We start from the raw sequence: 13,449 nt of genomic DNA, 5'->3' as shown, positions 1-13,449 counted from the left end.
GCTCCCACAATGATTGGTGTCGTTCACCAATCCTATGGCGAAGCAGATACCTGTGTGCGAGCCAGGCTCGTTCCCACTGACTAATTCTCACCACGCCTCATCCGTTCTCTTTTACAGATAACCAATCGAGGTAAGTGCGGTGACAAAGCTGACACTGCTGTGCCTGCCCTATTCGGGCGCCAGCGCCATGGTCTATAGCCGCTGGCGGCGCCAGTTGCCGGCGTGGCTACACTTGCAGCCGGTGGAGTTGCCGGGGCGAGGCGCCCGTTACGACGAACCCTTGCAGACCGACATGCGTGCCCTGGCCCTGCAATTGGCCAGGGAACACAAGCCGTCCTTGCACGGCCCTTACGCCCTGTTCGGCCACAGCCTGGGGGCGTTGCTGGCCTGCGAGATGGCCCACGCCTTTCGTGCCCTCGGCGCTGCGGAGCCGGTGGCGCTGTTTGCTTCCGGCACGGCCGCCCCGATGATGCGCAGTGACTATGACCGTGGCTTCGCCGAACCGCAGAGCGACGAACAGTTGATCGATCAGCTGCGCACCTTCCAGGGCACCAGCGAGGAAGTGTTGGCCAATCAGGAGTTGATGAGCCTGACGCTGCCGATCCTGCGCGCTGATTTCATGCTCTGCGGACGCTTCCGCCCGATGCAGCGCCCACTGCTCAAGTGCCCCGTGCATGTGCTCGGCGGCAAGGAAGATAAGGCCACCACCGAGCAATTGATCGGCTGGAGCCAGGAAACCCTGGGCAGTTTCTCGGTGGACATGATGACCGGCGGGCATTTCTTCATTCATGAGCATGAAGCCAAGGTGCTGCGGATTATCAAAAATCATCTGGAAGTCCATCACCGACGTCATGCGCAGCTGGCCGCGCCGGTTTTTTAGCGCGCGCGGTTCACTTTATTGAGTGTTAACAGGAGGCCCGTCATGGGTGTTGCTGTGGGTTTTGCCGTTCGGCCGTTGTTGCCGGCGCGGGGTCGCTTGCCGCTGTTGGTGGAGGCGACCGAGCCGAATACCAGCCTGTTGGCGGTGTTCGATGAATTGAATGAGCTGGTGGATGCGCATCTGCTGCGTGACGGCGGCATTCTGTTTCGCGGGTTCCAGCTGGACGGTGCCGAGCAGTTCCGCCAATTCGCCGCTGGCTTCGGCCATCCGCTGCTCAATTACGAGTTCGGCTCGACGCCGCGCACCAATGTCACCCAAGGGGTTTACACCTCCACCGAATACCCGGCGCATCAGAGCATTCCGCTGCACAACGAGCAGGCCTATTCCCGGGACTGGCCGATGAAAATCTGGTTCTACAGCATGATCGCCGCCACCTCGGGCGGCGAAACGCCGATTGCCGACAGTCGGGAAGTCTATCGGCGCATGCCTGTCGCGATCCGCGAGCGCTTCGTCAGCAAAGGCCTGATGTACGTGCGCAATTTCGGTAACGGGCTGGACGTGGCGTGGGAACAGGTGTTCAACACCGAAGACCGCGACGTGGCAGAGGCCTACTGCAAGGCCCACGGCATCATTTGCGAGTGGAAGGACGACGGTGAATTGCGCACCCGCCAGACCTGTCAGGCGGTGGCGTGTCATCCGGTGACCGGCGACATGGTCTGGTTCAATCAGGCTCACCTGTTCCACATTTCCAACCTGCAGCCGGAGGTGCGTGAAACCTTGCTGGACATCGTCGACGAAGAAGACCTGCCGCGTAACGTCTACTACGGCGACGGCTCGCCCATCGAGGATGAGGTGCTCAGTGAAATTCGTGCGGTGCTCGATGACTGCGCCATCAGTTTTCCCTGGCAGGAGGGCGATGTGCTGATGCTCGACAACATGCTCTCGGCCCATGCCCGCGCGCCCTTCGAAGGCAAGCGCAAGGTGATTGTCGCGATGGCCGAAGGGCATTCCCAGGACGCGCGCTGATCTGAACAGTCCTGTCGCCGAAGCCGGTCTTGCACCGGCTTCGGCGTTTTTGTTGCGCTGTCCATTGCTCGGTCTAATGCCTGGTGCAGAACCTGTGGGAGCGGGCTTGCTCGCGAAAGCGGTGTGCCCGGCAACATTAATGTCGACTGACACGCCCTCTTCGCGAGCAAGCCCGCTCCCACAGGTTCTGCACCTCAACGGACTGGCCGCGTTTGTCGGTGCCGCTAAATCATCGCGTCAGCCATTCGTTCTTGTTGATACGACCGGGCCTCCTGGTCACGCCGCCGATCAGCAAGGACCCAATGCATGAATGCCGCAGACGCACAGAAACTCGCCCGCCGCTTTATCGAACTGCCGCAGGACAAGCGCCGCTTGTTTCTGGCCGGCATGGCCCGCGAAGGCATCGATTTTGCGCAGCTTCCCATGACCTCCTGTGTCGGGGTCGATGAGCGTGATGGCCTGTCCTATGCCCAGCAGCGGATGTGGTTCCTCTGGCAGCTGGATCCGCAGAGCGCGGCCTACAACCTGCCGATGGCGGTGCGCCTGAGCGGTGCGCTGCAAACCGAGGCGCTGGAGCGCGCGTTCAGCCTGCTTGTCGAGCGCCATGAGTGCCTGCGCACCACCTTCGGCCAGGAGGGCGAGCGTGCATTCCAGCGGGTGGCCGAACCCCGTGACCTGACACTGGCGATCAACGACCTGAGTGCCTTGCCTGAGGAACGGCGCTGGCCGCAGGCGCAACAGCACATGTTGGCTGAAGCCACTCAGGCGTTCGACTTGCAGCAGGGGCCATTGCTGAGCCTTCGCCTGTTGCGCCTGGCCGAGCAGGAGCACGTGCTGTTGCTGACGTTGCACCACATCATTGCCGATGGCTGGTCGATGAACATTCTGATCGACGAGTTCATGCGCACCTACGATGGGCTGGTCGCGGGGCGGCAACCGACCTTGCCGGCACTGACCGTGCACTACCGCGACTACGCCCTGTGGCAACGCAGTTGGCTGGAAGCCGGGGAGCGCGAACGCCAGCTCGATTACTGGCGCACGCAGTTGGGTGAAGAACACCCGATCCTCGAATTGCCCACCGACCGTGCCTATCCGGCCCAGTCCAGCCACCAGGGCGCGCGCCTGGAAAAAGTCATCGACGGAGCCCTGCGCCAGGCGCTGAAAACCCTCGCCCAGCGCCAGGGCGTAACGCTGTTCGTGGTGCTGCTGGCGGCTTTCAAGACCTTGCTGCACCGCTACAGCGGCCAGACCGACATCCGTGTCGGCGGTTTGATCGCCAACCGCACCCGCAATGAAACCGAAGGCTTGATCGGCTTCTTCGTCAATACCCAGATCCTGCGTAGCGAGGTCACCCCGCAGACCCGTTTCAGCGACCTGCTGCAGAGCCTGCGTCAGGCGGCGCTTGGCGCCCAGGCCCATCAGGATCTGCCGTTTGATGCATTGCTCGAAGCCCTGCAGCCGGCCCGCAGTCAGAGTCACAATCCGTTGTTTCAGGTGATGTTCAACCACCAGCCGCTGGTGACCGATCTGCAGGATGTGCGGCTCGATTGCGGTTTGCAGGTCGGCTATCTGAGTGAGCAGCAACTGGCCGGTAGCGGGCGTCAGCATGCGGCCACCAGCGACCTGATGCTCGACACCCGGGAGGAGGGCGAGCAACTGTTCGCCGCGTTCACTTACGCCACCGACCTCTTCGACGCACCGACCATCGCCGCGTTGGCCGAGCATTGGCACAACGTGCTGGTATCGGTCTGCCGTGATCCGCAACAACCGCTGGGCGAGGTGTCGATGCTCGGCACGGATGAGCGCGAGCGCTTGATTCAAGCCGTCGCCAACCCGGCGCTGCTGCCCGGCATGCCGCAACTGTTCGAGGCCCAGGCGGCGCGCACTCCCGACACCACCGCAGTGATCCTGGCGGGCGATCAGTCGCCCTCACTCAGTTATGCCGAACTGAATGCTCGCAGCAATCGTCTGGCCCATCAGTTGCGCGCCAAAGGCGTCGGCCCCGATGTGCTGGTCGGTGTGGCGTTGGGGCGATCGCTGGAACTGGCCGTGGCGTTGCTGGCCGTACTCAAGGCCGGCGGCGCCTATGTGCCGCTGGACCCGCACACCCCGGCCGAACGCTTGCGCCATGTGCTCGATGACAGCGGGCTGAAACTGGTGCTGACCGAGAGCCCGCTGCTGAGCAGCCTGCCGGCGCTCGATGGCATCGACTGCCTGTGTCTGGACCAACCACCGCACAGCGACGCGGCGAGCCAGGACAACCCGCAAGTGACGGTAGATCCGCACAACCTTGCCTACGTGATTTACACCTCCGGCTCCACCGGCCGGCCGAAGGGCGTGGCCGTCAGTCACGGCGCATTGAGCGAATTCATCGCGCGGGCGATCGACTACAGCGATTTGCGCGAAGGTGATCGCGTGCTGCAATTCGCCACCAGCAGTTTTGACGGTTTCGTCGAGCAATTCTTCCCGCCGCTGTGCCATGGCGCCTGTGTCGTCCTGCGTGATGCGGGCCTGTGGGACAGTGCGACGTTGCACGAAGTGATCGTCGAACAGGGCATTACCCTGGCGGATTTGCCGGCCGCTTACTGGTATTCGGTGGTGCAGGATTACGCGGCCAATCCGCCTGTCCACTTCGGCGCCTTGCGCCAGATTCACGTGGGCGGCGAGGCGATGGCGGTGGACGGACTGCGTCTGTGGCAACGCGCCGGGTTGGGTCATGTGCGTTTGCTCAACACCTACGGCCCGACCGAGGCGACGGTGGTCTCGACCATCCATGATTGCAGCGCATTGACCGCCGAGGCGGTGTCGTGGCGTGGCATTCCGATCGGTCACGGTCTGGAGCAACGCCGGCTGTACGTGCTCGACGATGATTTGAATCTGCTGCCGCAAGGAGCGGTGGGCGAGTTGTACATCGGCGGACCGGGCCTGGCCCGTGGTTATCATCGGCAGCCGACGCTCAGCGCCCAACGGTTTATCGCCGATCCGTTCGCGGTCGGTGAGCGCCTGTACCGCACCGGCGACCGTGCCCGGCTGCGCGACGACGGCGCGGTGGAGTACATCGGTCGCGTCGATCACCAAGTGAAGATTCGCGGGTTCCGCATTGAGTTGGGGGAAATCGAGTCGCGGTTGCAGCAATGCCCGGGGATTCGTGAGGCCGTGGTGCTGGCCTTGCCCTTGGCCGGTGGCGCGCAACTGGTGGCGTATCTGGTGGTTGATCAGAGCGTGCTCGGCAGCGCGGCAGAGCAAGTGATTCTGCGTCAGCAAATCCGGGCCTCACTGCAGAAGAACCTGCCGGACTACATGGTACCCGGCCACTTGCTACTGTTGCCGCGCCTGCCCCTGACCCCCAGCGGAAAACTCGACCGCAAGGCTCTGCCGACCCCCGATCCGAGCCAATTGCAGAGCAGCTATCGCGCCCCGCAAACCGACACCGAACAGGCGCTGGCGCAGATCTGGATCGAGGTGCTGCAAGTGCCACGGGTCGGTGTCGATGACCATTTCTTCGAGTTGGGCGGGCATTCGTTGCTGGCCGCGCAAGTGATCGCGCGGATCAAAAGCCAGTTGGGCGTGGTGCTGCCGTTGCGCAGCCTGTTCGAGACACCGCTGCTGGGCGATCTGGCGCTGGAGTTGGCCGCGCTGGCCGGCGGTGCAAGCGATAACGACTGGTCCGACATGGATCAGTTCATGAGTTCTTTGGAGGGAGTTGAAGTATGAGCGGCAATATGGCGGAGCGTATCGCTAAAAGGTTCGTCGGTTTGCCGCTGGAGCAACGTCGACTGTTTCTCGCCAAACTGCGCGAGGAGGGTAAAGACTTCAGCCTGCTGCCGCTGCCGGTCAGTCGTCACGACTGCGCGGTGATCCCGCTCTCGTTTGCCCAGCAACGTCTGCTGTTTCTCTGGCAGCTCGACCCGCAGAGCGCCGCGTACAACATGGCCGCCGGCCTGCGCTTGCACGGGCAGCTGAACGAGGCTGCGCTGTTGCGTTCCTTCGATCATCTGGTGGCGCGCCATGAAGTGCTGCGCACGGTGTTCCAGACCGACAACGACCAGCCGAGCCAGGTCATCCTCGACCAGCAGAGCGTGCCACTGCAACGCGTCGATCTCTCGAGCGTCGCCGTGCAAGAACGTGAAACCGAGCTGGCGCGGCGGGTTCAGGAAGCAGCCGCGCAACCGTTCGATTTGCTTCACGGGCCATTGTTGCGGGCCAGCCTGTTCCGTCTGGCGGACGATGAACATGTGCTGATCGTGAGCATGCACCACATCGTCTCCGATGGCTGGTCGATGGACGTCATGGTCAAGGAATTCGTGCAGTGCTATCAGGCCTTCAGTCTGGAGCGTGAACCGCAATTGCCGGCGTTGCCGTTGCAGTACGCCGACTACGCGATCTGGCAGCGCCGCTGGCTGGAGGCCGGCGAGGGCGAGCGGCAACTCGATTACTGGCGCCAGCAGCTGGGTGAAGAGCATCCGCTGTTGGACGTGGCGGCGGATTTCCCCCGGCCACTGACCCAGAGTTTCGAAGGCCAGACCCTGAGCTTTGATTTCGGTGCGGACCTGTCCCGGCAGTTGAACGGCTTTGCCCGGGCTCAGGGCATCAGCTTGTTCATGCTGGTGCTGGCCGGTTTTTCGTTGTTCCTGTCGCGTCTTGGCGGCCAGCGCGATGTTCGCGTCGGCGTGCCCAATGCCAACCGTGGGCGCTCCGAGGTGGAAGGGCTGATCGGCTTCTTCGTCAACACTCAGGTGCTGCGTTGCCAGGTCGATGAGCGCGGCAGCTTCGTCGATTTGCTGGCTCGGGTTCGGGAAGCATCATTCGGTGCCCAGGCCCATCAGGAGCTGCCTTTCGAGCAACTGGTGGATGAACTGGTGCCCGAGCGAACCCTGGGGCATAACCCTTTGTTCCAGGCCAAGTTCAACCAGAACGTCGGCATGCAGACCCAGCGTTCGATGAGCCTGCCGGGCCTGAGCGTTACTGAGTATCCGCTGGACAAAGAAGGCACGCACTTCGATCTGGCACTGGACATCACCGATGACGGCACGCTGATCCATGGGCAAATGACCTACGCCAGCGACCTGTACCAGCACTCGACCATCGAGGGGTTTATCCCGACGCTGCTCGGCCTGTTCCGCGAATTGCTCAGCGCCCCGCAGGCGCCGCTGCACAGTCTTGCCTCCACGCCAGTACCGCCGGCGCTGGCGCCACGGCAGCCGGCGGAGTCGGTGTTGCAGCAATGGGAGCGTCAGGTGGCCGTACAGCCTGAAGCGCTGGCTGCACGCTGTCTCGAACGGACGTTGAGTTTCCAGGCGCTGGATCAGGACGCCAATCGCCTGGCCCACTACCTGCGTGCGCAAGGTGTGCAGAGCGGGCAACCCGTGGCGGTGCTGATGGAGCGCTCACTGCAATGGCTGACCTGCGTGTTAGGGGTGATCAAGGCCGGGGCGGTGTACATGCCGCTGGACGTCAAGGCGCCGGACGCACGTTTGCAGCAGATGCTCGCAGGTGCGCAGGCGAAAGTCCTGCTGTGTGCCGCAGGCGACGCGCGGGAAAGCACTCTGGCGGTCGCCGGTTGTCAGGGGCTGGCCTTCGCGCCCGAACGCTGGCAGGACCAGCCGACGACGAAGCCTTTGCTGAGAGTGTCGGCGGATGCAGCGGCCTATGTGATTCACACCTCCGGTTCCACCGGCCAACCCAAAGGCGTGCTGGTGAGCCACGGCGCCCTGGCCAGTTACGTGTGCGGTGCGCTGGAGCGTCTGGCGCTGGAGCCAGCGGCGAGCATGGCGCTGGTCTCGACCATTGCCGCGGATCTTGGATTTACCGTGCTGTTCGGCGCCTTGTGTTCCGGTCGCTTGCTGCATGTATTGCCCGAAGAGCTGGGCTTCGACCCGGACCGGTTTGCCGATTACATGGCCGGGCACCAAGTGGGCGTGCTGAAAATCGTGCCGGGGCATTTGGCGGCGTTGATGCAGGCGTCCCGGGCCGCGGATGTACTACCGCAACACGCACTGATCGTCGGTGGCGAAGCCTGCTCGCCGGCATTGCTCGAACAGGTACGGCGACTCAAGCCGGGCTGCCGGTTCATCAACCACTATGGCCCGAGTGAAACCACGGTCGGCGTGTTGACCCATGAGCTCAAGGATCTCGACGCGGGTGCCCGCAGCGTGCCGGTCGGCCGTCCGTTGCCGGGCGCGCATGTCTACGTGTTGGACGATGTGCTCAACGCGGTCGCCGATCAGGTGGCGGGCGAGCTGTATATCGGTGGTGAGAGCGTGGCGCTGGGTTACCTGGGCCAGCCAGGGCTGACCGCCGAACGCTTCCTGCCGGATCCGTTTGGCGCTGTCGGCGCACGGGTGTACCGCAGCGGTGACCGGGTGCGCCGCAATCGTCAGGGCGCGCTGGAGTTCATCGGGCGTGCCGACGATCAGGTCAAGGTGCGCGGCTATCGGGTGGAGCCGGCGGAAGTCGCCCGCGTACTGCTGGGGCTGAGCGGCGTGAGCGAGGCCGCGGTGTTGGCCTTGCCGCTGGACGGTGATGAAGCGCGCCTGCAACTGGTGGCGTACTGCGTGGCCGCGCCTGACCTGGCGTTGAATGTCGACGACTTGCGCCAGCAGTTACAGGCCTGCCTGCCGGAGTACATGGTGCCGGCGCAGATCGTGGTTCTGGAGCGTCTGCCGCTGACCGCCAACGGCAAACTGGACAAGCGTGCCTTGCCGACGCCGGGCTTGGTCACGCAGCAATTTGTCGCCCCGGTGGGCGAGGTCGAACAGAAGCTTGCCGCCATCTGGGCCGATGTCCTCAAGCTTGAGCAAGTGGGTAGCACCGACAACTTCTTCGAGCTGGGCGGTGATTCGATTCTCAGTTTGCAAATCATCGCTCGAGCCAAACGCCAGGGCATCAAGCTGAGCCCCAAGCAACTGTTCGAGAAGCAAACCATCGCTCAGTTGGCGGCGGTGGCCAAGTTGATCGAGAGCAAGCCGGCGGCCAGCGTCGCGCAAAAAATCAGCGGCGAGTTGCCGTTGTTGCCGATCCAGGCACGCTTCTTCCAGACCGACATTCCCCGGCGCCATCACTGGAACCAGTCGGTGATGTTGCAACCGCAAATCCCCCTCGACGCGACCCATCTGCACAACGCGTTGATGGCCCTGATCGAGCAGCACGATGCGCTGAACCTGAGTTTCCAAGCGTCGGGCGAGATTTGGCAGGCGACATTCCAGGCGCAGCGCAACACGGACCTGTTGTGGGTGCGGGCACTGGACGACCTTGCCGATTTGCCCGCGCTGGCCTCCGAAGCCCAGCGCAGTCTCGATCTGCAACAAGGCCGGCTGGTGCGCGCGGTGCTGGTGAACTTGCCTGACGCAACACAACGTTTGCTGTTGGTGATCCATCACCTGGTGGTGGATGGCGTGTCCTGGCGAGTATTGCTGGAGGATTTGCAGCAAGCCTATACCGCGTTGGCGGCTGGCAAGGCGATGGTCCTGCCGGGCAGAAGCAGTTCGCTCCAGGCCTGGGCGCAACACCTGCACCGTTACGGGCAAAGCGATGCCTTGAAGGCCGAGCGCGATTACTGGCAGCGCACGCTGGAGGGCGGTAACAGCGACTTGCCGAGGGATTTTCCCGAGACCGTCCAGACTCGTCGTCAGGCCGCTCGGGCCACTTCACGCCTGAACAAGACACTGACCCACGCGCTGCTCAAAGTGGCACCGGCCGCCTATCGCACCCAGATCAACGATTTGCTGCTGACGGCCCTGGCGCGGGTGTTGTGCGACTGGAGCGAACAGGATTCGGTGCTGATCCAGCTCGAAGGTCACGGCCGCGAAGACCTGTTCGACGACCTCGATTTGAGTCGCACCGTGGGCTGGTTCAGCAGTTTGTTTCCGGTGCGGCTGACCCCACAGGCAGAGCCGGGCACTTCGTTGTGCGCGATCAAGGAACAACTGCGAGCGGTGCCGGGCAAAGGCATCGGCTACGGCGTGCTGCGTTATCTTTCAGGCTTCGAACCGCTGCGTGAACTGGCGCCACCGCGCATCACCTTCAACTACCTGGGCCAGTTCGACGGTGCGTTCGATGCGGCTGACGGCGCGCTGTTGGTGCCGACTGCCGACAGCACCGGTGAGCATCAGGATGACGATGCGCCCTTGGGCAACTGGCTGAGCGTCGATGGCCAGGTCTACGGCGGTGAGCTGGAATTGAGCTGGACGTTCGGCCAAGGCATGTACCGCCCGCACACCATTCAGGCGCTGGCCGATGCTTATTGCCATGAGCTGGAACGGCTGATCGAACATTGCACTGCCGGTGAGCATGCCGGGGTCACGCCGTCGGACTTCAATCTGCTGAGCCTGACGCAAGCGCAACTGTCGGCGCTGCCGGTACCGGCGCGGGATATCAGCGATCTCTATCCGTTGTCACCGATGCAGCAGGGCATCCTGTTCCACAGCCTCAACGAGCCGGATGGCCCGGCCTACACCAACCAGTTGCGGGTTGATGTGCGGCAGCTGGACGCCGAGCTTTTCCGTCAGGCCTGGCAGCAGACGCTGGAGGCCCATGAGATTCTGCGCACGGTATTCGTCTGGCCCGAGGACGCCGATGCGCCGGTGCAGATTGTAAGGCAGACGGTGCAGATGCCCATGACCGTGCAGGACTGGCGCGGTCGTGATGACCTTCACGCGTCGCTCGATCAGTTGGCCCGGGAGGATCTGGCCGCCGGTTTCGAACTGGACCAGGCGCCGCTGTTGCGCGTGTTGCTGGTGCGAACCGCTGAAGCGCAGCATCACTTGATCTACACCAGTCATCACATCCTGATGGACGGCTGGAGCACCTCGCAGTTGTTCGGCGAGGTGTTGCAACGCTATGTCGGTATGACCCCGGCGGCGGCTCCGGGTCGTTATCGTGATTACATTGAGTGGCTGGGCCAGCGCGATACTCAGGTCAGTCGCGAGTTCTGGACGTCGGCATTGGCTGACCTTCAGGAGCCGACCCGCCTGTCCAGCGCCATGCCGGTCAGTCAGACGTTGGCCAGCGGTTATGCCGATTACCAACATGTGTTCAGCGAACAACAAACCGGCGACCTGAACCGCTTCGCCCGCGAGCAGAAGGTCACCCTCAATACCCTGATGCAAGCCGCGTGGCTGGTGCTGTTGCAGCGCTATACCGGCCAGGACACGGTGGCTTTCGGCGCGACTGTGGCCGGTCGGCCGACGGACTTGCCCGGCGTCGAACAGCAGATCGGCCTGTTCATCAATACTTTGCCGGTGGTGGCTTCGCCGTCCGCCGAGATCCCGGTCGGGCAATGGATTCAGCAGGTGCAGAGCCTCAACCTGGCCTTGCGCGAACATGAGCACACGCCGCTCTACGATATCCAGCGCTGGGCGGGGCAGGGCGCGGGCGCGCTGTTTGACAGTATTCTGGTGTTCGAGAACTACCCGATGGCTGAAGCCCTGGCGCAAGGCTCTGCCACCGGGCTGGAGTTTTCCGCCATCGTGCGTCAGGAGCAGACCCATTATCCGCTGACGCTGGTGGCGGTTACCGGTCGCGAGTTGACCCTGGGCTTGAGCTTCGACCAGGCCTGTTTCGATCACGCCACCATCGCCAACCTGAGCACCCAGCTCGAAGGTCTGATGATGCAATTCATGGCGGATGCCTCGCAGCCTCTAGGCGCGTTGCAACTGCTGGACGGCGCTCCGCGTCAAGCGGCTGTCGACTGGGGCAAGGCTGCGATCACGGCGCTGGATTCGCGCAACGTGGTTGAGCGGATCGACGCGCAGGTACAACGCCAACCGCAGGCTGCAGCGGTGTTGTTTGCCGAGCAGGCACTCGATTACCGCACCCTCGACGCCCGGGCCAATCGTCTGGCGCACAAGCTGCAAGCGCTGGGTGTCGGGCCGGAAGTGCGGGTCGGCGTGTGCATGCGCCGCACCCCGGACATGCTGGTCGGGCTGCTGGCGATCCTCAAGGCCGGCGGTGCTTACGTGCCGCTGGACCCGGAATATCCGCAAGAGCGCTTGCTGTACATGCTCGAGGACAGTTGCGCAGCGGTGCTGCTGACCGAAGCCGCGTTGCAGGCGATGCTGCCCGAGGCGTTGCCGTCGCAAGTGCTGTTGGTCGAAGAGGGCGCCGAGTGGCTTGCCGGGTATCCGTCCACGGCGCCGGTCAGCCGGATCGTGGCGCAGAATCTGGCCTACGTGATTTACACCTCCGGCTCCACCGGCAAACCCAAAGGCGTGGCGATCACCCACGCTAACCTCGCGGCGCTGATCCAGTGGTCGCAGGGTGTTTACCGCGATGAGCAGTTGCGTGGCGTACTGGCCTCGACCTCGATCTGCTTCGACCTGTCTGTGTGGGAGATTTTCGTCACCCTGGCCAGCGGCGGTTGCATGGTGCTGGCGGACAACGCCCTGGCGCTGCCCGAGTTGCCGGCCCGTGAGCGGGTGACGCTGATCAACACCGTGCCGTCGGCGATTGCCGCGCTGCAACGGGCCGGGCAGATTCCGGCGTCGGTCACCACCATCAATCTGGCCGGCGAGCCGCTCAAGCAGACGCTGGTCGATACGCTGTACGCCAGCACATCAGTCAAGCAGGTTTATGACCTGTACGGGCCGTCAGAAGACACCACCTATTCGACTTTCACCCTGCGCACCGCCAATGGCCGAGCGAACATCGGGCGGCCGCTGGACAACACCGTGGCTTATCTGCTCGACAGTCAGTTGCAGCTGTTGCCGGCAGGGCTGGCGGCCGAGTTGTACCTGGCCGGTGCCGGTGTGACCCGAGGTTATCTGTTGCGTCCCGGCCTGACCGCGGAACGCTTCGTGCCGGACCCGTTCGCCACTAATGGTGAGCGGCTGTATCGCACCGGCGATCTGGTGCGCCAGGGGCCAGACGACACGATTGAGTACATCGGCCGTGCCGACCATCAGGTGAAGATTCGCGGCTTCCGCATCGAGCTGAGCGAGATCGAAGCCCGATTGCTGGAGCAGCCCGAGGTGCGCGAAACCGTGGTGCTGGCGCAGGAGGGCGCGGCGGGTAAACACCTGCATGCCTACGTCGTAGCGAGCCAGCCGGGCAGTTTATCGTTGGTGGAAAGCCTGCGGGCGGCCCTGGCCAATCGTTTGCCGGCGCACATGGTGCCAAGCCATCTGCACGTGATCGACGCGCTGCCGCTGACCCCCAATGGCAAGCTCGATCGCAAGGCCCTGATGGCGCTGGGCGGCCATCCGACGCTGCAGCGTTACGAAGCGCCGCGCACCGATCTGCAATGGGAAGTGGCGACCGTCTGGCAAGAGGTGCTGGAAGTCGAGCGCGTCGGTCTGACGGACAACTTCTTCCAGTTGGGCGGGCATTCGTTGCTGGCGACGCTGGTGGTGACCCGGATCAAGGAGCGCCTGGGTGACAAGGTGCCGCTCAAGGAGCTGTTCGAAGCCGACACCCTGCAAGCGTTCTGCACCCGCATCGAAGCGTTGCGCGTCGATTTATCACCGGTTCAGGACGAATTGGCTAAATCCCTGGAGGCCCTCAAACGTCTATCCCTCGATGATCTGGAAAAACTGATTTCTTGAGGG

Annotated in this window: 4 protein-coding genes; all 4 read left to right on the top strand. The window is 63.4% G+C overall.

Annotated features, from left to right (window positions below; translation table 11 throughout):
* The first annotated feature begins 139 nt into the window (after nt 1-139).
* The 4 genes from PMI36_RS17305 to PMI36_RS17320 all read left to right on the top strand — a co-directional run bounded on the left by PMI36_RS17305 (nt 140) and on the right by PMI36_RS17320 (nt 13,446).
* Entirely contained in the window at nt 140-880 is a 741-nt protein-coding gene (locus tag PMI36_RS17305; RefSeq protein ID WP_008071252.1) for a thioesterase II family protein, read from the top strand.
* Between the two features lie 42 nt (nt 881-922).
* A complete protein-coding gene (locus tag PMI36_RS17310) occupies nt 923-1,906 on the top strand; it encodes a TauD/TfdA family dioxygenase (RefSeq protein ID WP_008071251.1) in 984 nt (327 codons plus the stop codon).
* A 306-nt stretch (nt 1,907-2,212) separates the two neighbouring features.
* Nucleotides 2,213-5,620, top strand: a complete 3,408-nt coding sequence (locus PMI36_RS17315; protein ID WP_008071250.1) for a non-ribosomal peptide synthetase — start codon at nt 2,213-2,215, stop codon at nt 5,618-5,620.
* Nucleotides 5,617-13,446, top strand: coding sequence for a non-ribosomal peptide synthetase (locus tag PMI36_RS17320; protein ID WP_008071249.1), 7,830 nt, complete (start codon nt 5,617-5,619; stop codon nt 13,444-13,446). Before PMI36_RS17315 ends, PMI36_RS17320 begins: the two co-directional genes overlap by 4 nt.
* Nucleotides 13,447-13,449: the final 3 nt, after the last annotated feature.

The sequence above is a fragment of the Pseudomonas sp. GM79 genome, from assembly GCF_000282495.1.
Taxonomy (GTDB): Bacteria; Pseudomonadota; Gammaproteobacteria; order Pseudomonadales; family Pseudomonadaceae; genus Aquipseudomonas.
This window is presented reverse-complemented; position numbering and strand designations above follow the sequence as displayed.

Bases quoted from the DNA above. Each gene is read 5' to 3' on its own strand.
- PMI36_RS17310 (WP_008071251.1), top strand. From the start codon at position 923: ATGGGTGTTGCTGTGGGTTTTGCCGTTCGGCCGTTGTTGCCGGCGCGG.
- PMI36_RS17315 (WP_008071250.1), top strand. From the start codon at position 2,213: ATGAATGCCGCAGACGCACAGAAACTCGCCCGCCGCTTTATCGAACTG.
- PMI36_RS17320 (WP_008071249.1), top strand. From the start codon at position 5,617: ATGAGCGGCAATATGGCGGAGCGTATCGCTAAAAGGTTCGTCGGTTTG.